The sequence below is a fragment of the Gracilimonas qinghaiensis genome, from assembly GCF_046602855.1.
Classification (GTDB): Bacteria; Bacteroidota; Rhodothermia; order Balneolales; family Balneolaceae; genus Gracilimonas.
The window spans coordinates 402553-427855 of record NZ_JBKINJ010000002.1 but is presented as its reverse complement, the minus strand read 5'-3'; the positions used below and the strand labels follow the sequence as shown (position 1 = coordinate 427855).

The 25303-nt window shown below is 42.0% G+C and carries 27 protein-coding genes; 7 read left to right on the top strand and 20 right to left on the bottom strand.

Annotated features, from left to right (window positions below):
• The first annotated feature begins 63 nt into the window (after positions 1–63).
• The 3 genes from ACKGJO_RS11780 to recQ are packed head-to-tail and all read left to right on the top strand — an operon-like array spanning position 64 to position 2715.
• Positions 64–375, top strand: a complete 312-nt coding sequence (locus ACKGJO_RS11780) for a GxxExxY protein (RefSeq protein WP_411323638.1) — start codon at positions 64–66, stop codon at positions 373–375.
• A complete protein-coding gene (locus tag ACKGJO_RS11775; RefSeq protein ID WP_411323637.1) occupies positions 329–529 on the top strand; it encodes a GxxExxY protein in 201 nt (66 codons plus the stop codon). The genes ACKGJO_RS11780 and ACKGJO_RS11775 overlap by 47 nt, the downstream gene beginning before the upstream one ends.
• The gene (gene recQ / locus ACKGJO_RS11770) at positions 526–2715 is read left to right on the top strand and encodes a DNA helicase RecQ (protein WP_411323636.1); all 2190 of its coding nucleotides are present in this window, start codon (positions 526–528) and stop codon (positions 2713–2715) included. The genes ACKGJO_RS11775 and recQ overlap by 4 nt, the downstream gene beginning before the upstream one ends.
• An 11-nt stretch (positions 2716–2726) precedes the next feature.
• Here recQ and ACKGJO_RS11765 read toward each other — a convergent pair whose 3' ends face one another.
• Genes ACKGJO_RS11765 through ACKGJO_RS11750 form a run of 4 tightly spaced genes read right to left on the bottom strand, consistent with a single transcriptional unit; the run spans position 2727 to position 6580 of the window.
• Entirely contained in the window at positions 2727–3197 is a 471-nt protein-coding gene (locus ACKGJO_RS11765; protein ID WP_411323635.1) for a cupin domain-containing protein, read from the bottom strand.
• A gap of 43 nt (positions 3198–3240) precedes the next feature.
• Positions 3241–4674 carry an ATP-binding protein gene (locus tag ACKGJO_RS11760; RefSeq protein ID WP_411323634.1) on the bottom strand — a complete coding sequence of 478 codons (1434 nt, stop codon included), beginning with the start codon at positions 4672–4674 and terminating at the stop codon, positions 3241–3243.
• 1 nt (position 4675) lies between these two features.
• Complete coding sequence (locus tag ACKGJO_RS11755; protein ID WP_411323633.1) at positions 4676–5173, bottom strand: response regulator; 498 nt, start codon at positions 5171–5173, stop codon at positions 4676–4678.
• 6 nt (positions 5174–5179) lie between these two features.
• Complete coding sequence (locus ACKGJO_RS11750) at positions 5180–6580, bottom strand: SLC13 family permease (protein WP_411323632.1); 1401 nt, start codon at positions 6578–6580, stop codon at positions 5180–5182.
• A 137-nt stretch (positions 6581–6717) separates the two neighbouring features.
• Between ACKGJO_RS11750 and ACKGJO_RS11745 the strand changes: the two genes are divergently transcribed.
• Entirely contained in the window at positions 6718–7638 is a 921-nt protein-coding gene (locus tag ACKGJO_RS11745; protein WP_411323631.1) for a DUF58 domain-containing protein, read from the top strand.
• 66 nt (positions 7639–7704) lie between these two features.
• On the opposite strand, the gene ACKGJO_RS11740 is transcribed toward ACKGJO_RS11745, so the two are convergent.
• Entirely contained in the window at positions 7705–8502 is a 798-nt protein-coding gene (locus ACKGJO_RS11740; RefSeq protein ID WP_411323630.1) for an SDR family oxidoreductase, read from the bottom strand.
• A 119-nt stretch (positions 8503–8621) separates the two neighbouring features.
• On the opposite strand from ACKGJO_RS11740, the gene ACKGJO_RS11735 reads away from it, so the two are divergent.
• Both ACKGJO_RS11735 and ACKGJO_RS11730 read left to right on the top strand, forming a co-directional pair.
• Positions 8622–9323 carry a response regulator transcription factor gene (locus ACKGJO_RS11735; protein ID WP_411323629.1) on the top strand — a complete coding sequence of 234 codons (702 nt, stop codon included), beginning with the start codon at positions 8622–8624 and terminating at the stop codon, positions 9321–9323.
• Positions 9320–10720: a sensor histidine kinase gene (locus ACKGJO_RS11730; RefSeq protein ID WP_411323628.1), complete on the top strand. Its 1401-nt coding sequence runs from the start codon at positions 9320–9322 to the stop codon at positions 10718–10720. Before ACKGJO_RS11735 ends, ACKGJO_RS11730 begins: the two co-directional genes overlap by 4 nt.
• On the opposite strand, the gene ACKGJO_RS11725 is transcribed toward ACKGJO_RS11730, so the two are convergent.
• Positions 10698–11321 (bottom strand): MIP/aquaporin family protein, encoded by a 624-nt coding sequence (locus ACKGJO_RS11725; protein WP_411323627.1) that lies wholly within the window; start codon positions 11319–11321, stop codon positions 10698–10700. The genes ACKGJO_RS11730 and ACKGJO_RS11725 overlap by 23 nt on opposite strands.
• Before the next feature lie 185 nt (positions 11322–11506).
• Here ACKGJO_RS11725 and ACKGJO_RS11720 point away from each other — a divergent pair, with 185 nt between their 5' ends.
• Positions 11507–11806, top strand: a complete 300-nt coding sequence (locus tag ACKGJO_RS11720) for a DUF6787 family protein (protein ID WP_411323626.1) — start codon at positions 11507–11509, stop codon at positions 11804–11806.
• A gap of 281 nt (positions 11807–12087) precedes the next feature.
• On the opposite strand, the gene ACKGJO_RS11715 is transcribed toward ACKGJO_RS11720, so the two are convergent.
• The 14 genes from ACKGJO_RS11715 to ACKGJO_RS11650 all read right to left on the bottom strand — a co-directional run bounded on the left by ACKGJO_RS11715 (position 12088) and on the right by ACKGJO_RS11650 (position 25303).
• A complete protein-coding gene (locus ACKGJO_RS11715; RefSeq protein ID WP_411323625.1) occupies positions 12088–12603 on the bottom strand; it encodes a hypothetical protein in 516 nt (171 codons plus the stop codon).
• A 24-nt stretch (positions 12604–12627) separates the two neighbouring features.
• Positions 12628–12996 (bottom strand): DUF423 domain-containing protein, encoded by a 369-nt coding sequence (locus tag ACKGJO_RS11710; RefSeq protein ID WP_411323624.1) that lies wholly within the window; start codon positions 12994–12996, stop codon positions 12628–12630.
• Between the two features lie 102 nt (positions 12997–13098).
• Complete coding sequence (locus ACKGJO_RS11705; protein WP_411323623.1) at positions 13099–13758, bottom strand: CDGSH iron-sulfur domain-containing protein; 660 nt, start codon at positions 13756–13758, stop codon at positions 13099–13101.
• Between the two features lie 79 nt (positions 13759–13837).
• Positions 13838–15214 (bottom strand): MBL fold metallo-hydrolase RNA specificity domain-containing protein, encoded by a 1377-nt coding sequence (locus ACKGJO_RS11700; RefSeq protein ID WP_411323622.1) that lies wholly within the window; start codon positions 15212–15214, stop codon positions 13838–13840.
• A 2-nt stretch (positions 15215–15216) separates the two neighbouring features.
• Entirely contained in the window at positions 15217–16068 is an 852-nt protein-coding gene (locus ACKGJO_RS11695) for an ATPase (protein ID WP_411323621.1), read from the bottom strand.
• Between the two features lie 148 nt (positions 16069–16216).
• The gene (locus ACKGJO_RS11690; RefSeq protein ID WP_411323620.1) at positions 16217–16426 is read right to left on the bottom strand and encodes a GDCCVxC domain-containing (seleno)protein; all 210 of its coding nucleotides are present in this window, start codon (positions 16424–16426) and stop codon (positions 16217–16219) included.
• A 4-nt stretch (positions 16427–16430) separates the two neighbouring features.
• Entirely contained in the window at positions 16431–18458 is a 2028-nt protein-coding gene (locus tag ACKGJO_RS11685) for a copper-translocating P-type ATPase (RefSeq protein WP_411323619.1), read from the bottom strand.
• Between the two features lie 67 nt (positions 18459–18525).
• Positions 18526–19596 carry a DUF2231 domain-containing protein gene (locus ACKGJO_RS11680; protein ID WP_411323618.1) on the bottom strand — a complete coding sequence of 357 codons (1071 nt, stop codon included), beginning with the start codon at positions 19594–19596 and terminating at the stop codon, positions 18526–18528.
• A gap of 16 nt (positions 19597–19612) precedes the next feature.
• Positions 19613–20821: a permease gene (locus ACKGJO_RS11675; RefSeq protein ID WP_411323617.1), complete on the bottom strand. Its 1209-nt coding sequence runs from the start codon at positions 20819–20821 to the stop codon at positions 19613–19615.
• A gap of 52 nt (positions 20822–20873) precedes the next feature.
• Complete coding sequence (locus ACKGJO_RS11670; protein ID WP_411323616.1) at positions 20874–22340, bottom strand: multicopper oxidase family protein; 1467 nt, start codon at positions 22338–22340, stop codon at positions 20874–20876.
• 40 nt (positions 22341–22380) lie between these two features.
• Positions 22381–22590, bottom strand: a complete 210-nt coding sequence (locus ACKGJO_RS11665; RefSeq protein ID WP_411323615.1) for an SHOCT domain-containing protein — start codon at positions 22588–22590, stop codon at positions 22381–22383.
• 65 nt (positions 22591–22655) lie between these two features.
• Positions 22656–23132, bottom strand: a complete 477-nt coding sequence (locus ACKGJO_RS11660) for a hypothetical protein (protein WP_411323614.1) — start codon at positions 23130–23132, stop codon at positions 22656–22658.
• Between the two features lie 107 nt (positions 23133–23239).
• On the bottom strand, positions 23240–23581 hold the full coding sequence (locus tag ACKGJO_RS11655; protein ID WP_411323613.1) for a P-II family nitrogen regulator: 342 nt from the start codon (positions 23579–23581) through the stop codon (positions 23240–23242).
• Between the two features lie 24 nt (positions 23582–23605).
• Positions 23606–25303: an efflux RND transporter periplasmic adaptor subunit gene (locus tag ACKGJO_RS11650; RefSeq protein WP_411323612.1), complete on the bottom strand. Its 1698-nt coding sequence runs from the start codon at positions 25301–25303 to the stop codon at positions 23606–23608.

The window sequence follows — 25303 nt, the reverse complement described above, 5'->3', positions numbered from 1 at the left end:
TAAGTGTGTAAGGAATTGAGTTGAGGCCACTCTTACTAATGAACAAGAATTCAATAGTTTATTATGGCGGATACTCAAATTCCTGATTTCAAATACAAAAAACTGACAGGTAAGATCATTGGCTCTGCGATGCAAGTTCACTCTGAATTAGGCAATGGTTTTTCGGAAATTGTATACCATCGTCATGAATTAACAAATCAGGGGTTAAGCTTTGAAAGTGAAATTTCCATGCCACTTTTCTATCGGAGTGCTAAAGTCGGAAGCAGGAGAGTTGATCTTCTCGTAGAAGGGAAAATATTGGTTGAATTAAAAGCAGTTGGAGAAATAAATGATCAGCATAATCTCTCAGGTTTTAAACTATTTAAAAGCTTATAAACTTGAAGTAGCATTACTTTTAAATTTTGGCGAAAACAGCCTTACCTTTAAGCGTATAGCTCAACTCAAAAACTATAAGAATTTAAAAGTGAACTCACAGATAAATAAAGACAAAAATCAATCTGTGAAATCCCAAAACCCTACAAATCTGTGATCCAAGAAGCTAAGAAGACCCTAAAAGAAACATTTGGTTACGATACCTTTCGTCCCCTTCAGGAAGATGTCATCAGTCAGGCACTCAAGAGAAAAGACGCACTAGTAATCATGCCAACCGGTGGTGGTAAATCACTCTGTTATCAGATCCCGGCGCTCATATTTGATGGGCTTACGGTTGTGGTATCTCCCCTGATATCGCTGATGAAAGATCAGGTAGAGCAGCTCCGTGAATATGATATCAATGCGGTTCACCTAAATAGTTCACTATCTCCCGAAGCCTATGGATACAACCGTCGACAGGTACTGAATGGGAAAGCTAAATTGCTTTACATTGCTCCTGAAACCCTATTGATGGATAAAACCAGAGAGCTTTTAAAGGACATAAAAGTAGAACTATTTGCAGTAGATGAGGCACACTGTATTTCTGAGTGGGGCCATGATTTTCGACCGGATTATCGAGAGCTTGCCCGGGTAAGAAAAGAGATATTTCCTGAAGCAACTTGTATGGCTTTGACGGCGACAGCTACACCAAGGGTCCGTGAAGACATCAAGAACACATTGGAGTTTGGTGAATCTGAGGAATTTATTGCCAGTTTTGATCGTCCAAACCTGTTTTTGAAAATTGCGGATAAAGAGGACGCCACCAATCAGGTGCTGGATTTCTTGTATACCCGTAAAAACCAGTCCGGTATTATCTACTGTATTTCACGCAGGCAGGTTGATGAGCTTTACCAGGCGTTGGATGATGAGGGCTATTCCGTGAAGCCTTATCATGCGGGGTTGTCTGACCGTGACAGGGCAATAAATCAGCGGCAATTTATTCGGGATGATGTGCAGATCATTGTGGCTACCATCGCTTTTGGGATGGGGATCAATAAACCGAATGTTCGATTTGTGATGCATTACGATATGCCGCAAAATATTGAGCAGTATTACCAGCAAATAGGCCGGGCCGGACGTGATGGATTGCGTTCCGATTGTGTAATGCTGTTCAGCTACAATGATCGCCACAAGATCAAATACTTCATCAATAAAAAAGAAGGACGGGAAAAGGAAGTTGCTGAAAAACATCTGCAAGACCTGGTGAAATTCATAGAGACCAAAAAATGTCGTCGAATACCGCTTATGAAATACTTTGGGGAAGAATATCCCAAGGATGAGTGTGGGATGTGTGATAATTGTCTTTCAAAAGATGAGGATGTGGAAGACTTTACACTACAGGCGCAAAAACTGTTGAAATGTATTTCTGAGTTGGATGAAAGTTTTGGAAAAACACAGGTTATAAATGTTTTGAGAGGTTCTAAAGCAAAAAAAGTTCTGGAACTTGAGCACGATAAACTGGAGTCGCATGGCTCGGGTAAAGAGTGGTCGAAAAATCAGTGGGAGCAGCTTTCAAGAATGCTGATTCGGCAGGATTATCTCTCAAAAGGAGACCATGCGGAGTTGATCATTGAGGATAAAGGTCACTCTGTTCTGAAAGGTGATGAGAACGTGTATGGAACATTGGACAGAACCGCTACAGCTATGAGTACTGAAGAGGCATCACGCGTAGCAAGTGATGTTGAGGCAGAGTATGATGAAGATCTGTTTGAGATCCTCAGAAAAGAACGCAAGAAGTTAGCAGATGAAAAAGGCATACCGCCCTATACCATCTTCCCGGATACTACTCTTATGGAAATGGCTTTCTACTATCCAAAGGATAAGGAACATTTGTTACCGTTGTACGGTGTCGGTGATGTTAAATTGAAGAAGTATGGATCTGCTTTTATTGGAGTGATCAAAAAATACACATCTGAACATGATATTGAGTCGAAGAAGGATAAGCTAGAGGAAAAAGTTGAGGAACTCGAGAAGATAGAGCTGCATCAGCAGATCGGTAAAGCTTTTAATGAGGGGCAATCGATCGCTCATCTAGCCGAAGAATATGGGGTAAAGGAAGTCACTATTCTGAATCATCTGAAAGATTATTTAAAAGAAGGCAATGATCTGCGTTTGGATGGTATAACAGATTCAACCAGTCTTTCTCTGCGCCAACAGGACGAGATCATCAAGATATTTGATGAGAAGGGATCACACATGTTAAAAGTGGTATATGATCGAATGAAAAAGAAGATAGGGTATGATCAGATCCGAATTATGCAGCTATACTTCATGGCGAATGAGGCAGCGAAAAAAAACGGCTAACAGAAAATTGGTTACTCAGGCTCATTGGTTGTAAGTACAAAAATAATCAATGGCTCGTCAGAGGTGTTTTTTACAGCATGAAAGGCATCACCCCGCACAGTTGTCAAATTTCCTTTGTTAAGTGGGTATGTGCGAACTTCGCTCTCCCAGTCATCTTTTTCCAGGTATTTACCCTGTCCATGAACTATCAGGTAGATCTCTTGTTCTTTTCGGGTGCCGTGGGTATGAAAGCCACAACTGTCATCAGCTGTTGGTAAGATCATATAGGCACCTATGCGATTATTGACAAGCTCACTTTCTTCAAACATCTGTAGAAGATATACAATCCCGGTGCCGCCATACATATTTATTCGTTTATCATACCGTTTTACGGAATGGTTATAGGAGCCCAGATGATATACTTCTGCTTGGATGATCTCTTGGAGCAGAGAATCTAAATGATCAATTTCACTCGGTGAAGGCGTTGTTCGTTTTTTATTCATGAGGGGGGCCGGATAGTTAAAGTTGGAACAAAAGTAAGCGAGACTAACAATCGTCCCGAATAGGAATCGAGATAGAGAATTCCGCTCCCCTATCGGTCTTGTTGCTAACTTCAATTTTCCCACCGGCCTGCCCAATGATCTCACTTGAAATAGCCAATCCTAGTCCTAAACCAAATTCCGCGCCCTGATTTTTAGTCGTGAAATTCGGTTCAAAGATCTTAGGGATGATATGCTCAGGAATACCGGGCCCGGAATCTGAAATCTTAACAATGATATTTTCCTGATCTGTTTCAGTAGAAATCTGCAGTTTACCCTGATCATTCATGGCATCGCAGGCATTCACAATGATATTGGTCCAAACCTGATTGAGGTCTCCGATATTAGCGCACGTTTTGGGTATTTCGTTTAGTTTGAGCTCAAGATCAATAAACTTGAGTCGGTTGCTGAGAACAAGGATGGTGTCTTGGATGCCTTCCCGAATATCTGCCAGTTCCTCCTTGTTTTGATCCTGACGACTGTAGCTTTTCAGACTCTTAACGAGATTTGCGATCCGTTTACTTGCAATACGGATATTGTGGATCATCTTACCTGCTTCATAATGATTGATAAGGGTATCCATCTCACCTTTTTTTCGGTTATCATCAATTAATTTCAAGGCTTCATCAGACATATGGGCCAACTTTCTAACTGATGATCGGTCGTGGATCCATGGATAGCGTTTCTCGATCATCAACATACGATCGCGCTGGGTATTACTGTCTACCGGTTCAGATTGTAGCCCCAGTCTAAACAGTTTATACGAATAGTGGCTGCTTTCAAATTTTGAGTAGATATCAACCAGATTTTCAGCTGCTCTCATCAAAGCAGAGGCCGGGTTATTGACCTCATGGGCAAAACCTGAAACTAATTCACCGAGTGTAGCCATTTTTTCCTGATGAACCAGCATTTGATGCGTTTCTTCTAACTGAGCATAGGCTTTCTTTAGATCATTACGTTCTTTATTGAGCTCTTTACTGAGCAGGTGGGTTCTTGTCTGAAGCCTGAGGTTACTTTTATACCGTTGAATCATATTATTCAGCATCAGTTGCTGCAGCGGGTGTTTTAACCGTGGGTGATCATTCAGATATTGCTCAAACTGTTGCGGTCGCATTTTCAAGGCCTGACCTTTTTGTGATATCCGGCCACTCGTAAGAGTGGGTTCGCCAGTAGTGAAAGCGATCAGTCCGGCAAAGCTGCCGGCGCCAAGGGTTATGAGTTTAACTTCTGATTCATCAGGTTGTATACGGGTTAAAGTGATATTGCCTTCAAGGATCAGGTACATGTATTCAAGCGGATCACCCTGAGAAAATAGCAGATCTCCTTCATTAAGATCCATAAGTCGTTCCTTCAATTCAGGAAGTTCTTTGATCAGCCTGCGGATAAAATTAAGAATGGCTTCTGTATCATTAAGCCATGATATGCCTGGATGGTCACTCATTCTAATGGTCGGTCATTTTGTGTTTTCGCATGGACTCTGAAAGTTTTTCGGCATCAAGGATCTGCATGAACGCTAGCAGGTTTTTTTCGTTTTCGATCACATAATCAGTCAGTTGGTCTCTGACAACCTCCTGTAACTCTTCCTCAGTCCATGGTTTAGCTACATAATGATCCAGATCAGCTTTGTTGATGGCAAGAATGGTATCTTCGTGTCCTGCCTGACCGGTGACCAATACTTTTTTGCTTTTTTCGGTATCCTCATTTTTCTGAAGCTCGATGAGCAGATCAACCCCATTCTTGCCGGGTAAGACATGATCGCAGAGGATCAACCCGATCTGATGTCCGTGATCAAGGATATAATCGATCACTTTTTTGGCTTCGGTCGTATCATTTGCTGTCTCAACTGGAAAAAAGGTTTCGAAGTTTTCAAGATCTTTGACAAGGGCATCCATCACTTCGAGCTCGTCTTCAACGATCAATATGTAAATTTTGTGATCCATGGTTTTCTAATTTAAGATTAACGGCCAGTAGAATAAAGCATAGAGAGTTACCATTATAAGACCAAAGATTCCAATCACAAAACCGGCGCGCGTCATATGTTTGGTTCTAAGCGTACCGGTACTTATTGCAATAGCATTGGGTGGGGTTGATATTGGGAGCATCATAGCAAGGCTGGCACTGACCCCAATCACCAAGCTGATCAACACAAGACTGAAGCCTTCACCTGCAACACCGGAAGTAGCAAGGCTTACAGCCAAAGGTATCAAAAGGGTTGCCGAAACAGTATTCGACAAGAAGTTTGACATCACAATAGCCACAAGGCTGAAGATGATGATCATGAATACCGGTGAAAAGATGCTCCATTCAATGTTGGTGATGATCCATTCTGCGAGTCCGGTGCTCTCCATCGAAATTCCCAGAGAGATTCCGCCGGCAACCAGCCAGAGAACTTCCCAAGGTAGCTGACGAATACCGTCTTTATCAAGGATACCGGTAAGAGCGAGAACTGTCACTGGAATCAAGGCGATGATGCTGCTTCCAATTCCATGCAGGCTTTCAGACACCCAAAGCAGAACGGTAGCTCCGAACACTACATAGACAAGAATAGCTGAAGAGTTTTTTTGAAACTTACCTTTCAGATCCATTGGGATGGATTCAGTTTCAGGTTTGAACATCCAGAGAAGGATTAACCATGTAACAAATAGAACAATAAGCACCAGCGGCCCTGCCAAGACCATCCACTCAGTAAAAGCTATGTCGATGCCCTGATTTGAAAGAGCACCTATAACCACTGCATTCGGGGGAGTTCCGATCGGTGTGGCGATACCTCCTATATTTGCTGCAAATGGAATACTTAATGCAATTCCTATACGTAATGGATCGGATGTTTCTGTTTTGGCAATGATGGGCAGGATAACGGTCATCATCATAGCAGTTGTGGCTGTATTACTCATAAATGCGGAAAGTAAACCGGTCACGATCATCAATCCGAGAATGATGAATTTTGGCCTTGAACCAAAGGGTTTTAACAATATACGAGTCAGATTTTTATCCAGATCATATTTAACGGCTGCATCAGCCAGAACAAAGCCGCCTAAAAATAAAATAATGATGGGGTTGGCAAGAGTACCAATGAACTCTGTGTAAGCATTGGGCGAATATTCAGCGGTCACTTCAGGAAACAGCAAACCCTGTTTACTCAAGAAAAAGACTTGAAGAAGGATCACTAATATGGAGGTGGCGTAGATAGGAACCGGTTCAAACATCCAGAAAATAGCGGCAATGATGAAAATACTTAGTGCCACGTGACCGGCTTCGGATAGTCCCGGAATGCTCAGAAAAAAAGGTATGAAAAAACCAACGATCCCGATCAGTATGGAAACATGATCTTTTGAGATAGATTTCATGGTGTGTAACCTGAATACGAATGCTTAATGAGTTTGTGAGTGCGTGTAGTATAGGCCTTCTTTGCGAAAAGTTTGTGAAGATTAAAGCTAATATAGTATCTGCTTTTAAAAATTAATTTATACTGTTACCATAGAGTATGATCCTTGAACCAAGCATATTATCAAAACTTTCCTCCCTTGAACTACGAGCAAAGAAGATCGTGGAGGGATTTATCTCCGGTTTGCACAAAAGCCCGTTCCATGGTTTTAGTGTAGAGTTTGCAGAGCACAGGCCGTACAATCCCGGAGATGACTTTAAGCATATAGACTGGAAGGTGTATGCCAAAAAGGAACGGTTTTATGTGAAGCAGTATGAGGAGGAGACAAATCTGCGATCATATATTATGCTCGATACCAGTACATCTATGAACTTTAAATACTTTGCAGAATGGAGTAAACTGAGATATGGTATCCATTATGCAGCTTCGCTGATGTATCTGATGCACCGCCAACGCGATGCATGCGGGCTGATCCCATTCAATTCAAAGATCGATGCCTTTATTCCGGCAAAATCAACCTATGCTCATCTCAGGCAAATTTATACGGAGCTGGAACGGGAGCTTATCAGGGAAGAAAAAGGAGATGGCGAAAGGCGTGTAACGGCATCGGCACAGGCGATTCATGAAGTGGCAGAGAGGTTAAATCACCGAAGTCTGGTAGTCATTATTACGGATCTGTTTGAAAACGTGAGTGAACACAGTGAGCTGATTTCAGCTTTGAAGCACCTGCGGCACAGAAAGCACGAGGTGTTACTGTTTAATGTTCTTGAGAAGAAAAGTGAGCGCGACCTGGACTTCCCTGACCGGCGCTTTGTGTTTGAAGATATGGAACTCGGAGATGAAATAGAGGTATTGCCGGCACAGGTTCGGAAGGATTATCAACAGAAGGTTGAAGAATACACAAAGAAATTCAGAATGGCGTGCAGCGAGTTTGAGATCGATTTTGAGGAAATGGATACTCAGGCACAGTTCGATCAATCTTTATTGGCTTATCTCACAAAACGTAGAAGATTAGGTTAGTTTTATTAATCATTATTCGTATAACAGATTTACGTAAAAACATCAACGAATACATCAATAACGAACCTAGGTCACCTTCTGATTCTTAAGTATCTTGTTCAATAAGGTTGGCGAAACTCGCTGTACCCAGATCGCCAGTCTTTCTTTGAATCCTGTAACAAAGATCTCCTCTTTCTTTGCAGTTATCTTAGGCATCACTTTTTCAACCATCTGTTCAGGTGTCATTGCTTTCTTATGAGCATCTCCCATTTTTCCAAATTTTGAGCCATCGGCTGTGAGAGCGTGCTTACTTATATCAGTTTTAACAAAGCCGGGACATAACAAGGTAACTGTCACATTATGATCATACATTTCTTGTCTCATAGAGTTGAAAAAGCCTTGTACGGCATGCTTACTGCCTGAGTAGCCAGACCGAAAGCGGGTGCCGATCTTTCCGGCTACGCTGCTGGTCACAATAATATGACCAGTCTTTCTCTCTGTCATATGTGGCAGTACTTCTTTGGTTAGGCCAATGGCTCCAAAATAATTGATCTCCATTAGCCTTCGGTATACATCCATATCAGTTTCAAGAACGGTAGAGCGTTGACTAATACCTCCGTTATTGACCAATACATCGATCTGGCCGAAAGCCTTAATAGCTTCTTTGGTTTTATCAGTAAATGTTTCAGACCTTGTCAGGTCAAGAGGTAATACCTTAACATTTGAAGTGTCCGCACCAAGTTCATTTTTAACCTTATACAGGGCATCTTCCCGGCGCGAAGAAAGGATGAGGTTTGCACCCTGTTTATAAAATTTGTGAGCAAAAGCTTCTCCTATACCTGATGAAGCCCCTGTAATCCACACGGTTTTTCCTTGGTAATTCATGCGTAAATTCAGATTTTCAGTAATAAAATTATATTACAACAGTGATAAGGAATTAAGGTAATTTTTTCAAAAAAACCTTGATACAAAAAAAAGGATTACATTAATATAAGTTTTGACCTATGAGCAACAAACACACCATCCTTTTAATGGAAGATGAAGAAGAGTCAGGTGAAATGCTGGCTAATTTTCTGGAACTGAATGATTATAAAGTATTATGGGCCAAAGACGGAAAGCAGGCGCTCACATATATTGAGGAGAACGCAAATGATATTCATCTGGCTATATTGGATATCATGGTTCCACATCACGATGGCAAAGAGATATGCAGTAACATCCGTCAGCATCCTGTTATCTACGATATTCCGGTATTATTTCTGACGGCACGAGATGAAGAAAAGGATGAGATCGAGGGTCTTGAACTAGGTGCCGACGATTATATTAAAAAACCGGCCAGCCTTAATCTCGTTAAAGCACACGTTGAAACGCAGCTCCGCCGCCGTTCGCCGGAACAAAGCAACTGGATCCAATACGGCAAAGTATATGTAGATCTGGACTCGAAGGAAATGTATATAAACGAAGAGCTCATCGATCTGACGCACACTGAATATACAATAGCCGAAATGATCTTTCAGAATCCAAAACTGGTATACAGCCGGCAACAGATACTTGAAAAGATCTCTGATGAAGAGAAATTCGTCTTTGATCGCACGGTGGACGTTCACGTCAAAAATCTCAGGTTAAAGATGGGAGGTGAAGGTAAGCTGATCAAAACTTATCGCGGTGTTGGATACGGATTCAATAAGGAATACCTCCACGCATGAAAATTCGCTCTAAGTTGGCATGGACCTACATAATTCTTCTCGTCATTGGTATCATTACCATAAGTACATATTCCATCTTAACTATTCGAAGCTACTTATTGGACGAGGGGATCGACCAATTTGAGAAAGACGCCCTTTCCATGGGCTTAGCTACCGGTAGTTTTAGAGAAGATGATCAATTTGAACCGAAGATCGTTGAGTTGGCAGAGCTCTCTAATTATGAAGTTGCAGTATATGACCGATCAGGGCGTCGTTTTTTAACCCATCCGGATGAAGCCTTTGATGATGTGGCAAGAGCTCTTGATAATGAAATGTTGGCTGAGCTGGAAAAAAGAGATGGAGAGCCTATCATTCAAAACACTGAGAGTTCACCAAAATTGATCGCATACGTAGATTTGGGGGATTCGGATAATTCAGCTCAGTACCTGAGGATCAGTCAGGATAAAAGCCAGTATTATGTTGCTGTTGCGAGTATACGCCACATTATCTATGCCGGCATGTTCTTTTCAATCGCAGCTGTTATTGTAGTGAGCTTCCTTTTTGCACGGTATATTGCTGCCCCGATATTGCATTTGAATGCAGCGGCTCTTGATATTGCAAGAGGCAATCTGGATCGTAAGATCAATTTAAAGAGAAACGATGAATTCGGGACACTGGCTGATTCCCTAAATCATATGGCAAGGACCCTCAGAGCTGATAATGAGAAGCTTAAAAGGCTTAATATGAAGCAGAGTCAGTTCTTTGCGGATATAACTCATGAGGTCAGAAATCCGTTGCATACTATTTCAGGCGCACTTGAAATGCTGGAATTGGAAAATCTTTCTCCGGATAAGAAAAAACAGTATATGGTAACAGCCCAAAAGCAGATTAAGCGAGTAGCCAGGCTGTTCGAGGATATCAAAACCCTTCAACGATACGATTTTGATGAGAGTTTTATTGATAGAAAAGAGTTTGATCTCAACAATCTGGTCAAGGAGGTTGAGCATGCTTATCAACCTATAGCTCATAAAAAGGGTCTCGAGTTAGATACAACCAATACATTCTCATGTATCGTGGATGCAGATCCTGACAAAATGGAACAAGTTTTGGATAACCTGGTGTCCAACGGAATAAAATATACCCAGACAGGTAAGGTGGAAATTAGTTTTGAAAGAATGGGTGAAACTGTTGAAGTATCTGTCAGAGACACTGGAACTGGAATAGGCAGAGAGCACCTCGATAGACTATTCGATCGCTTCTATCGTACAGATAAAGCCCGATCAAGGGATAAGGGAGGAACCGGATTGGGGCTTTCTGTAGTTAAAGGGATCTTGAATGCCCATCAAACAGATATAAAAGTTGAAAGCGAAATTGGTGAAGGAAGCCGGTTCTATTTTAATCTCCCCATCTTGAATTAAAATATGAGGATGTAAAGGCTGCTAAGGCTCCACCGGCTAGTGGACTCATTATAAAAAGCACAGAGTTGATGTATGAGTTGCCCCCTTTAAGAAGATCGAATAGTGCGGTACCGGCAGAAAATGCAGGGTTCAGCACTCCTCCTGATAATGGTGACGCAGCCATAAGCATTCCGGTAAATGTAAGACCAACGATTAAACCCATAAACTGATTCTTTCTATGCAGATTGGATAATGTAAGTGAAAGCATCACGCTAACAAAAATGGCTGTAAAGAAAACCTCAGAAAAGACCTGTTCATATAAGTCAGTGTCAACAGGCGGTTCCAGGTAAAATACACTGTTAGCAAACTCAAAGATGAGATAGGAAGCAAAGAAGGCTCCAATGATCTGACAAAACAGGTAACCGATGAATTCAGATAAGGAGAGTTTCTTTTTTAAAAAAAACGCGAGTGAAATTGCAGGGTTAAAATGAGCTCCTGAATTTGGATACCCTATATAAACCAAAGCCATCAAGGTTAAGCCAATGGCAAGCGGGTCTCCGGTTATCCCAAAAACCAATACAAGGAAAAATGTGCCAACAGCCTCAGTTACATATGCTTGCATACCCTATATGTTCGTGATGTATAAATATTTATAGATGACCTTCCTAGCATCAGAAACTACCTGCAAGGCACAGAAATTGCAACTGTACAGTAATGTTTTTTGTAAAATGCTTTTTAGGATTTATAAACAATTGACTTCACTTAGGTTTAGAAAAAGGATACTTTCAGAGAAATAAAGATTTTTACATGAATTTTTTTGAAAAAATGAAGTCCCGTTGGGGAATTCAGAGCAACTGGCAGTTAGTTATAATATTGATCGTGTTTTCTCTGACCGGCATCAGTGCGCTTTATTCCAGACGTTTTTTGTTCCCATTATTAGGTATTGAGTCACACGATCCATTTTGGTTTAAAACACTGATATGGGCGGTTACTATCTTCCCCATGTATAATATATTTATACTGATCTATGGGGCACTTTTCGGTCAGTTCGATTTCTTCTGGGGTAGATTAAAAAAGATGTACGAGAGAATGGCACCAAATAAATAGGGCCGCTAATAAGTTTCAGAGTGTTCTTAAATGTTTCTTAAGCCATATGGGCTCTGGACAATTTCTCCACTATAAGTTGGCAGTAGTGGTCAATGTGATCGTAGATTGTATCATTAGTGATTGATCCGGAAGTACTAGCGATGTTCCAAAGTTTCTGCATCAGTGAGAGAATAGATCTTTCCTAAAACTTTGAAAACGAGCGTATTATCGCCCAATGGAGTTTCTTCCATAGTTGCGTGTAGTAGGGTATAGTGTGTGTAGAAAGCTTAAATATGCACGGGCTAATTCACGATCTCATAGTCTGAACGGAAGTTTTCAGCTAACCCGGCAGATTTTGCTGCTATAAAGTTCATGAGATCAGGGGTGACAACACCAATAAAGCTGTCGGCCCAAGTGGAACCCATGGTTTGAATGTTTTTATTGAGAGGCAATTTTACAGGTTGATAAAACTTTAGCTCAGCTGCAAACGGGTGCACACCTCCCACGTTATTCATAATATTGATGTGAAGATGCAACAGCGGCAGCTGATCAGACTGTTTCAGTGTGCTGTCATCAATAATGTTTATGGGAAGGGAACTTAGTCTATCGATGATCAATTGCCGGACACTATCGGATTTAAAGGGGACTGTATTTAAACTAAGTGGCCGCTCAATATTCACAGAAACTCCAAATTCTTTGATGCCATACAATGAGTTTCTTTCACGTATCACCTCATTCTGTGCAAAAGTATGGGCACTAAATGTCAGAATGATAAAAAGTGTGAGAGGTATGAGTCGTTTTGTATTAGTTATAATCATATAGTCCTATTCGTCACTTACAATTCACTTCAACATCTTGATGCCAAACCAGATCCACCCGGCAATAAATGCAACACCACCGATCGGTGTGATAGCGCCCATCCATCCTATTCCGGTAAGACAAAGCGTGTATAGGCTGCCTGAGAAAATAAGAATACCGGCAAATATCAGTGAAGCCGGCCATGTTACGGTAATATCAAGCTGGGCTCCGATCATGGCGATCAGAAAAAGCCCCAGTGCATGCCAGGCATGATATTGGACTGCAGTCTGCCATGTTTCAAGTCGTTCAGGTGATAGAATATTTTTTAGGGCATGAGCGCCAAAAGCACCGGCTGCAACGGCAATAGCCAATAGAAAAGCCGCTATGGCTATTATGATCTTGGGATTAGACATGTCGTGTATTCGTAAATTCGTTAATGGTAATTCGTTTTGAGAAACAGGACAAACAACCTGTGTAAATTAATAAATACCCTATTAATGATTAAGGAATAACAATTAATCACTAACAAATCCAATTTTCTTATGAGTTCCATCACAAAATGGCTTGGTTTGCGAAGCTCCGCACCGACAAAAGCTCATTTTCTTACTGCAGGTTTCACGTCCTGTATCACTGCCGATCAGATCGTAGTTGCCCTCAACAAGAAATGGTGCATCCTTATATAAGGTGATTGATAACTTTCCTCCCTTTCCTTTCACAGGTTCTGTGCGTAATCTTTCCGGGTTAAAAGATGTATCTGCTGTAAAACCTTCATCAATATGTGAATTATCACAAAGCGGCTTATTTTTGGATTTACCGCAACGGCACATCGCTACCCGTTTGTCTTCCAATATAATTTCGCCATTCAGATCTTTGATGACTACTTCTCCGTAAATATAAAGAGGACCATCTTCATCAATGGTGATCACGTTTTGTTCAGGTGGCTTTTCCGATCGGTCAGATTTTTTCAACTCATAATGCAGGGCACCGGACGGGCATTTTTCAATGGTTTTTGTGAGAGCATCCGTTGATGCCATTTCAGGTTTGATCCATGGTTTACGATCTGTATCAAATACTTTGGGTAAGCCCCGGACGCATTCCGCAGCATGAATACAGCGTTCTTTGTCCCAAGTCACTTTTATTTCATCATCATGATAAGTTAAGATCGTCTCTTTCATGGCAGCTTTAAATTGGTTTATGTTATCCAATATTATAATTAAGTCATTGATTGGAAACAAAAGAGAGGCTAACAATCCATCAGAGCTGTATGTTAGCGATCTCGTACAGCTCGGGTATGTGTGCTTCCCATCCATGGGTGTCTTTCAGCTTAACGCGCATCATATCAAGGCTTTGAGGCTCGCCGTGAACCAAAAAAACGTGCTCAGGCTTTTTTTTGATTTCAGATAACCAATCCAGTAATTCTGTTTGATCAGCATGAGCTGAGAGTCCGTCCAAAATATCGACACGGGCCTTAACCTGATAATACTTCCCATAGAATTTGATTTCTTCAGCACCATCCAATAGCTGCCGCCCGCGTGTGCCTTCGGCTTGGAAACCGGCTAATAGTACAGTGGTTTCTTCTCTGTCCAGATACTGCTTTAGATAAGTGAGAACCCTGCCGCCGGTTACCATGCCGCTTCCGGCAATAATGACCTTTGGGCTTGTATCTTCAATGATCTTCCAGGTCTCTTTATAGGATTCAACGATATGAATCCGGTCAGTCATGTCAGCATAATCTTTTTCAGTTAATTTATGCCAATCAGGAAACTTGATAAAAGTGGTCAGCGCCCGGGCTCCCATGGGACTGTCTAGTATGACAGGAAGTGAGGCGGGGATAAGTTCCTTTTTATGAAGTTGCCAGATCAGATACATCAACAGCTGTGCTCGTTCGACGGCAAAACTCGGTATAATAAGGGTGCCGCCATTTTGAGTGGTTTCATCAATAAGCTGTTTAAGTTTTCCCGAGGTGTCTTCTTCAATATGCTTCTGGTCGCCATAGGTTGATTCCATGAATAATATATCTGCACTTTCAGGTTTCTTTGGATCTCTGAGCAAGGCGTCATCGGGGCGACCAATATCCCCTGAAAAGACAAACCGCTTACCGTGAAGATCTATTTCAATAAAAGTGGCCCCAATAATATGCCCGTTGTATTGAAAGCGAGCTTTAATGTTGTCGTCGATCTCTATCCACTCAGCTTCTTGTTGCTTTTGGAACCGGTTAATGGCTTTTTCGGCATCACTTATATTGTAAAGTGGTTCGGCCGGGTTGTGCTTGGTAAATCCGTCTTTGTTGGCTCTTTCAGCGTCTTCTTCCTGAATCTTAGCGCTGTCCCGCAATATGATCTCAGCGATATCAAGGGTTGGTGCAGTTCCCAATATTGAGCCCTTAAAGCCCATTTTGACCAATCTCGGGAGAAAACCGCTGTGATCAAGATGGCCATGTGTCAACAACACGAGATCAATAGAAGAGGCTTTGGCAGGAAGTTGCTGCCAATTCAGTTCACGCAGTTTTTTTATTCCCTGGAACATCCCGCAATCTATAAGAAGATTTTTGTCGGGAGTCTGAATAAGGTATTTGGAACCGGTAACGGTACCGGAAGCGCCTAAAAAATGGATCTTAATGGATGTACTCATGATCAGTTCACTCTATGGTTACAAATTTCAATTGCTTCCTTATGTATGCTTTCTGCCCGCTGTTTGTGAAACCCAAGCCGGGTAAGGGTCTTTAAGTCTTCACAAATCTGTTTGGCAAGTACAATATCATTCTTCAGTAGATGTTGCTTTTCAGATTTATCGATGTCTGACAGACATGTTACTGGGTGAAGGCCTGTCCTGCCGATCAGATCCTTTAATCCATTGTTCTTTGGGTAACTCCAGCTTAGCAATTTCAGTCCCATGCAATTGGAGTATTTTGTGGCATCTGCAGTAAACCGAGTGTTAGTAACTACCCATCCTGAATAGGTTTGATTTTTGAGTTTATGCTGTTTGACCCATGCGGTTTTTACATCTACAAAACGTGACCTGACATATAACGGGATGGTGACATTACAATGATGATTTTGCCGGTTGTGAAATTTGCACTCCATGATCAGGTGCTCATTATTTTTTTTGGAGATCACATCTATTTCGTGAGAAACACATTCTCCTTCTACAACACACCCAACCTGAGTTGCATATCCAAGTTTTTTGAAGAGTTCTGAAATCAGAATTTCAAAAGGATAGCCGGAAGGTCCAAGGTCGAGAAGAGCCTCTTTTAACTTGTATCGTCCGGCAATACGGGTGGATTTCTGCCTTAGCAAGCTGTAGGCTTCTTTATAAATTTTTTTGGTGGACATACCATCTGTAAAAAAGCCACTCTTTTCCAGGTCGTTTATTACTGAGTTTATAATCTCTGGCTGAGCACCTGCATTGCTTAACGAGCGTTTGAGTTTGGATAACTGAAAAGCCTCTCTTTCACCCGTAGCCTTTATGACATCAAATGGTTCCATGGTAAACCCTGCCGTTTTGTGTTCAATGGAAAGTATACAAAAGAACTATAAAGATTGGATGAGCTCTCTCTTTATCTAACGATCAATTCTATGTTTAAAGATATATAGCTTCATATCAAAAGGGGGTTCAGCGATAAAGATTAGTTAATTAACAACATGATCTGTCTTGTTGAACCGGTGGACAATTCACATCCCCGTAAGAACAGTAAACACAGCAATCTGCTTTTTTTGGTTTAATGAGATCATTGCAATCGGGACATTGCCAAAAATATTGGCAAGAATTAACAGGCATCACTTCATTTCTTTGAAAACCGCAAGCCGGGCACGTTATGGTTGATCGAGTCTTAATATTATTCATACACCTACTCCATTTTCAAGAAACGTGCATTGATGGCTACTATAACCGTACTCAGTGACATTAAAATAGCTCCAACCGCCGGGCTTAAAATAACACCCCATGCATAGAGGGCACCGGCAGCCAATGGAATGGCACCAATATTATATCCTGAAGCCCACCATAAATTCTGTACCATTTTTTTGTAAGTAGCTTTGGATAGTTTGATCAGTGCCGTTACGTCTTCGGGATTGTTTTTTACGAGTACAATATCTCCGGTTTCAACAGCCACATCAGAGCCTGCCCCGATGGCAATGCCGACATCGGCCTGGGCTAAAGCAGGAGCATCATTTACACCGTCTCCGGTCATTGCAACAAGTTTGCCCTGTTCCTGGACCTCTTTCACCTTATCAGCTTTTTCATCCGGCAAAACTTCCGCAAACACCTGATCGATACCTAGCTCTCCGGCCACATAATCGGCCGTTTGTTGATTGTCTCCAGTCAACATGATGCACTCGATGCCTAAATCATGGAGGGCTTTGATAGCGTTTTTGGAAGGTTTGCGAATTTCATCTCCCAAAGCAATGGCTCCTGTCAGCTCTTCTTCAATGATCACAAATACCACGGTTTTTCCTTGGGATGAAAGTTTTTCTACATCCTCTTCTGGAAACGACATTTCATTTTCACGGATGTACCCAGGGCTGACCACTTTCACTGAGTGACCATTTACTTTACCTTCGATGCCTTTTCCGGTGATGGAATTAAATTCATCCGGGTCCCAGGTATCCTCAGCTTTTTCCAAAATACCTTTTGCTAGTGGATGTTCGGAGTTTTTCTCAAGTGAAGCTGCATACTTCAGGATCTCCTGTTCGGATCGATCATCTCCAAAATTAAGAATATCGGTTACGGTGAAGATCCCTTCCGTAAGTGTTCCGGTTTTATCAAAAATAACGGCATCTAAATTTCGGGCCTGTTCAAATGCAGCTCTATCACGGATCAAAAATCCATTGGTAGCAGCTATACTGGTAGACATAGATACTACAAGAGGAATGGCTAACCCAAGCGCGTGGGGACAAGTGATCACCATAACGGCAACTGTACGATTCATAGCAAAGCCAAAATCCTGACCTGTAAAGAAAATCCAAGCACCAAAGGTGATAAGTCCTGCGGCAATGGCAATAATGGTTAACCAGAAAGCAGCTCGATTTGCCAGGTCCTGCGTGCGAGATTTACTTTGCTGAGCCTCTTCCACCAGGTTCATGACCTGCGATAAAAACGAATCATCACCCGTTTTTGAAATTTCTACAGTGATGGAACCTTTCTCATTTACCGAGCCTCCGATCACTTCATCACCATCAGCTTTATCAACAGGCTTAGACTCGCCGGTAAGCATAGCTTCATTTACGCTGGATTTACCATCAACGACCACGCCATCCGCAGGTATTTTTTCACCGGGTTTGATGAGCACTTGATCTCCCTGTTTTAATTCATCTACGGGAACCTCTTCAGTAGTACCGTCTTCATTTACACGATGGGCTTGACCGGGCAACAACTCAGCTAATTCCTCTAAAGCTGAGGAAGCACTCATCACAGACCGCATTTCGATCCAGTGACCCAATAGCATGATACCAACAAGGGTAGAAAGCTCCCAGTAGAGCAGGTCGCCTTCAAAGCCAAAAACCACTGCCGTGCTGTACAAGTAGGCAATGGATATCGCAAGACCGATAAGAGTCATCATGCCCGGTTGTTTTTCCTTAAGCTCATCAACCAGACCGGTAAGAAAAGGCCAACCACCGAAGAAATAAACGACAGTGGAAAGACTGGCGAGTATCCATTTATCCGCTGCAAATCTCCAGTCTACGCCTAGGAAATCCTGTATCATAGGCGATAGTGCCATAATAGGGATGGTTAACCCAAGTATCCACCAAAAGCGCCATTTGAAATCTTGCACCATTTTTTTGTGGTGCTCATGATGGGAGTGGCCTTCATGGTCATCGTGGTCATGCTCATCATTATGGTTGCCGTTTTCATGGTCACTGTGATCGTGTTGACTCATTTTAGGTCTCGTTTAATTGGATCTTCTTGTTGGTTTACGTCTGATTTAGCAGATATGGATTTCAGTGTTACAGTTGAGTCATTTCTATTTTTGATAACAGGACTGAGCCACTGCCTTGTAACTTTAATCCCACACTACCGCTTTCCGGAGCATCCCCATGGCCATGTACTTTCATTTCCCTGTTCACGTAGGCCCGAAAATGAGTTCCATCTCCGACAATGCGAATGAATAGTTGACCTTCAGGCTCATATGCACCTTCTTCAAATATAGTTGAGTTTCCGTTTTTAATTCTACCCTGACGAATAACTCCCTCAGAATTCAGAGATACAAAATCGTAATTATTTTCATCCTGCAAATGATGAACGAGTTCTATCTTTCCATTTAGATTATCCATATTGAGGTAATAATCAACCTGAACATCCTGGTAAGTTTCATGGGATACAAAAATATTTGCTTCTTCAGAGGCTTCTAGCCGAAGCAATGGCGGTTCAGTTCGAGTGATTGCCGGTTTTAAATCCTGAACAGAACCTTCCACCCAATGAAAGTTAGCAATGAGGTCACTGACTGAATTTGGGCTAACGGTCCAGATCCAGCTCCCATTCTCTTTTGTAACAAAGGAGGAGCTGGTTGAAATACTGTCGGTGGGTATAGATGATCCGGATTCTTCCTGTTGCAGAAGTTGCCCGGTTCCGGCGCCATATCCATACACCATTTCCCCACCATACTCTGCTGTCTCATACACCATAAATAAACCGGGCAAAACTGTTATAAAAGCAATGATCTTAAAGCTTTTCTTTTCAAAAAGATCAAACCGGTGAAAGGTAATTCTCATTATGGCAAAGAGAATAAAGAACCACAGTAGATACTCAGCCCAATCGGAGTGTTCGCTCAGCACGGATTGAGCCTCAGTTGGTAAAAAGATAGTGTCAGCTGCTACTGTTCCACTGTAATAGGTAACACCGGTAAATAATGCACCTGTTACATACAGAATGGTATTTTTGGTTTCATCCCACCATTTTTCGGGAATAAAAAAGGTTGCAAAATTTGCCAATACTGCCACTACTATCAGGGCAATGGGAAAATGTACAAGAAGTGGATGAATGTTTGGAGCCCAATCGGGCGTTATCAGCAGTTCCATATTTATTTCTTTAGGTTTACAAAAATTGGGTATAAACAAACAATGATAAGCCCACCAGGTTGATCAAAATAAAAAAGCTGACAGCTGCTTTTTTCAGTTTGCCTCCACCTTCCATTTCCATCATTTTCATCGTATGGTTTTGTAGAAATCTTTTATTAAGCCAGATAAGAATACCTGCAATGAATGTGAAAACGATATTCATCCAAAAGGTATAATCCATCTTGAACTGGGTCACTTCGGATACCACTCGAGCACTTTCCGGAACGATCCCCAAAACTGAGAAAAGGCCATTCAGGATCAGAGCCGTAAAAACGATACTGATGTACATCACTCCGGCAATGTACAATGCTACTCTCCATCCGTAATATTTTGCGTTGATGTGAACCAGTGGCGGTACCATTAGATCGGAGTAGATGAATCCCATAATTCCTGCAAACAGCACGCCATTTTCATTCAGGACGGTGGCCAGCGGAATATTCCCCATCGATCCGATAAAGGTTGAAGCAGCTACAAAAGGAGCAATAAGAGCATTTTCAACTGCCACCAGCCAACCCGGAAGGTGTTGGGCATCAGCTAAAAACAGAGCAGACCAAAACGATTCGGGAACCAGAACAGCTACAAAACCCGCTATCGTAAATCCGATCAAAATATCTTCCCAGGCCATTTTCCAATCGTTGACAAATTTATGCCCAACCAACTGCCACCCTTCTTTACTTTTAATTCGTTTTTTCCAGTCAAAATCCTCTTCAATGTCGCTTCCTTCAGATTCTACTTTTTCTCGTGCAGCTTCCATCCAGCTTTTAGGATAGGTCAGCTTTATCAAGCCACTGCTTATAGCGATCAAAACAAGCCCTCCAATGATCTCTGCAGCTAAATACTGCCATCCCAGAAAAATTAGAATAAGTATACCTAACTCTATCACCAAGTTAGTTGATGCAAACATAAAAGCCACTCCTGCTATAAAATGAGCTCCTTTTTTGATCAGTGCTCGTGCTGCAGCAAGGGCCGCAAAGGAGCAGGACGAGGAGGCTGCGCCAAAAAAGGTTGAAAGAGATATGCTTTTCAAGTCTGCATTTCCCATATGCTTTGTCAGCTTTCCTTTAGGTACAAAAGCCTGAATCATACCTGATACAAAATAGCCTAAAACAAAAGCCCAACCTGCTTTCCAGAAAAAACCGAGGGCTGTTTTAGCTGATTCCCCAAAAGCATGAATGAATGTTTCCATAATGTGTGAGCAGTAAGGTTAATTTTTAAGAAATAATGAGAATTAAACAAATTTAAACGATCTCCAGGTTAGCCATCATGCCATTGTCTTCATGTTCCAGATTATGACAGTGAAAAACATACATTCCTTTTTGGGCATCGAACTTCATGATCGTCCGCACGGTTTCTCCGGGCATAACAAGCACAGTATCCTTCCATCCGGATTCGGTAGGTATCAAGCCTCTGGTACCGCTTCGGTCAAGAACTTTAAATTGAACCGCGTGCACATGCATAGGGTGAGGAACATTTGAATTATTGACAAATTCCCAGATCTCAGTGCTTCCCTGCGCCACACGCTCATCAACGCGTTCCATTTCAAACAGACGGCCGTTGATGGTATGACCACTCATCATTTCCATTGATAATAGTATCTGGCGTGTACGATCTGCGGACGATTCGTTGGGGAAACTTACCTCGGCAAGTCGATCAGGCAGGTCAAATACATCCTGATTGGTCGTATCACCAACCCTGAATTCCATCAGTGTAAACGCGGCTCCCTGTTCCGGACCATCGCTACCCATCATGTTTTGCATTCCCATCATGCCGCCACCTGATGGTACATCAAATGGCTTGCTAATTAATTGAGTAGTGCTGTTAGCTACATTAGAAAGATCTATCAGTATATCTGCTCTTTCTCCGGGTGCCATTAACAGTTCACTTGTTTCAATGGCTTCAGGTAAAAGTCCTCCATCAGTACCAATCACAGTAAAGGGCAGATCATTTTGAAAGGCTAAGTTATAGATACGGGCATTTGATCCATTTAATATTCTGAGGCGGTACAAACCGGGTTCTACCTCGTGATATGGAAATGGGGCTCCATTTACTAAAATGGTATCGCCCAAAAAACCGGTCATCATCCGTTCGGGTCTGGATGGATTATAAATGATCTGCCCTGTTTCACTAATCCTGCGATCCTGAATAACGAGAGGAATTTCGTAGTCACCCCCGGGTAAATTAAGGTCTTTTTCCTCTTCATCCTCGATGATGAAAAACCCCGCTAAACCCCTATATACCTGTTCTCCGGTTATCCTGTGAGGATGAGGATGGTACCAGTATGTGCCGGCTCTTTGATCGAGTCTGAAATGATAATTATAAGTACCGCTTGAAATGACATCTCTTGGATGTCCATCCATTTCTGGAGGTACAATGAGCCCGTGCCAGTGAATAATACTCTCCTGCCCAATATCATTATTAAATCGGATGTTGAGTTCACTGCCTCTGGTGTGACGTATTGTTGGACCGGGAACGGTGTTATTGAATTGAAAACCGGATAAGTTTATCGACTCAGAAAGTTGTATTTCTGCCGGCGCTGCTGATAGATCAAACGATCGTTCACTGATTTCACCGGGAAGAGGCAGTTTGTTTTTGAAATCCCCTTGTGGCTCTGTTTCCGAAACGGAGAGGCAAGACGTCAGCCACGGTGACATAGCTAAAACGCCTGTACCAAGACCAACGCTCCGTAAAAATTGTTTTCTTTTCATTGAGTGATTTTAAAAGTGATCTTTTGAATAAATACGAAAGTTAGAGCAGGTCTTCTTTTCGCTTCTCGTATTCCTCTTTATCAATTTCTCCTTTCGCGTATCTTCGCTCAAGGATTTCGAGAGGGGTATATTTTTCTCGATTGGGTTTTGAATAGAAGAGCGCCTTTACAATAATGACGATCAAAGCAATAATTAAGAACCACCAGAAAAACATCATCCAGCCTCCTCCGAAAAATTGAAAATCATGCATAATTTATCTGATAAAAGGGTTGAAATTTGGAGGATGCTCTCATAGTCCATCCTCCTTATAATTTTTTAGTTTCGGTGCTTCATTCCATTACTTTTGGCGGAATCTGATTTCATCATCATGCCGGAATCCATCATACCGCCCTGCATCATTTGCATGCACTTCATATGCATTTTCATCATTGATGAATCGCTCTTCATATTCATCATCTTTGAATTATCCATATTACCATCCATCATTGATCGCATCATATCCAGATGTTTTTTCATGCGTTCTTTCTTCTCCGGGTTATTCATCATGGATTCCATGTTTTGAATCATTCCGGTACTGTCTGTTTGCATAGCCATCATGCGCTGCATCATCTTAGCTCGCATTTTAGGATTATTCATCATGTGATCCATCATCATGGACTGCATGGATGAATCCTGCATCATGGTCATCATCTGTTGCTTTTTCTGTTCCATATTTTGTTGTTGGGCTATTGCTGTTACTGACAATCCTAAACTGATTAACAATAACAGTATCGTAGTTTTTATTTTTCTCATGACTCTATATTTATTTTGATTTTTATGACTGTATTTAAAATAACATTTATTAACTGTTTAATCTTACATTATATCGATTCATGCTTATCGATTAACGTAAGATTATATTACTCTATGACTTGAGCGCCCTGTTCGCCATCCCTGATCCTGATCATGTCTTCAATAGGCATGACAAATATAATTCCATCACCCCGCGAATCTGTTGAAGCGGTCTGTTGAACGATATCAATAATGGACTCAACGTCCTCGTCTACGGCAGCAATTTCTAATTTTACAACTTTAGAGTGCATAGCGGGGAACTCTAAAGAACCATGCGCGTGATCAGGATCAGTATACTGCCCTGCTCCTTCTCCCCTGAATACGGTGATACAGCAATGGCCTTGAGCCCGAAGTTTTTTATAAACTTCTTCGAGTAACATGGGTCGTATGTATGCCTTTACTAATTTCATAATGCCTCCTTTTAGGTTGATAGATCAATTCATCTGCTCAACGGTTTCTCCACAGTTGTGCATTTGAGATCCATAAAATGGGTTTTCAATTGTTTCTTTGTCACTGATCCAGGAACTTCCCCCATCATACATCGGGCAGTATTGCTTGTACAGCGTTCCCTGATATCCTTCCTCTTCAACCCGATTGATCAGTGCTTCAGAAATAGATCTAAATTCAGCTCTCATTTCTTCAATGTCACTGAAGCTATCTATCGAAAACATGGTGATATGTTCTTTAGCTAATTCAAAATTGTCGCTGGCCAGGGCGTCCTGAAGTTTCAAATATTCTGGAATCAGGACTTCAAGGTCATTCTGCATCTCATGGCCGGAATGATCGTCATTTGTTTCCATATCGCCACCCTCCATTTCCGCATCCTCTTCTGAATTCATGTCACCGTGATCGTGGGCACCGAGGTTGGCACCTGAACCGGGTTCAGGGTTCATCATACTGAGCTTGTCACTGAGCTGAGCAGCAGCATCCACTTTGAACGTGCCGTTTGTTACCACGCGCTCTCCGGGTTTTAATCCTGATTCAATGACATACTCGTTTCCGGCTCTATTACCCAGAGTCACCTCTCTGGCTGCAAATGCAGGAATTTCGGCTGTGGAGACATCAACGAAAACAATAGAGCGTGACCCGGTCCACAGTACAGCACTTCGGGGAATTAACAGTTGTGGTGGTTGGTCTGTCCGGGAAGAGATCACTCCCTCCGCAAACATGCCGGGTTTCATCTTGTTTTGTGGATTATCAGAGGTGATACGAACCTCAACCGTGCGGGAGTTTTCATCTAAAAAAGGCTGTATGAAGCTGACATGCCCGCTATAAACCTGACCGGGTACAGAGCTGACTGTAAACTCAACTTTATCTCCGGTGTTTAAATTACTGACAGACGATTCGAAGGCCTCAAATTGTACCCATACCCGGGAAAGATCTGCAATACGGTAAAGCATAGAACCTTCACGAATATGGTCTTCTCGGGAGATATCTATTTGTGACACATAACCTGAGACAGGCGAAAAGAAGTCAAGTTCTTCCATGACTTGTCCAGAACGTTCGATCTGATCAATGGTTTCTTCAGGAAATTCCCATAATAATAATTTACGCCTGGACGACTCATACAGGCGTGGATTTTGCTCTTTGAACCGGGCTGTTTCCAGCAGTTCACGCTGTGCTGTAATAAGCTCCGGAGAATAAATGGAGGCTAGTTTTTGTCCTTTGCGGACGTAATCACCGGTGTAATCCACGTACAATTCCCTAACGCGACCAGGAAAATGAGCCGTTACATTCGATACCAAATTTTGATTAACGGCTATTTTACCCGGTAAGCGCGTTTGAACTACAGGAGTCCCTGTCCTCACAAGGGAGGTTTCGATCTCAGCCAGAGCCAGTGCTGCTTTTGAGAATTGAACAGCATTTGGTCCCGGTGATTCTGAGTCATTATCGTTTAGATCGTCAGCCGGAATCAACTCCATACCACAAATCGGGCAGTTTCCCGGTTCACTCTCCCGGATCTGCGGATGCATACTGCAGGTGTAAACGATATTACCCTCCTCATCAGTATGGGTTTCGGATATATGCTCTTCTAATGTTTGTGGTTCTGAAGTTCCTCCAAAAAAGAGATAACCCAGAAGAAGTCCACCTAATAAAAGTCCGGTGTAAATAAGTATGTTTTTCGTTTTCAT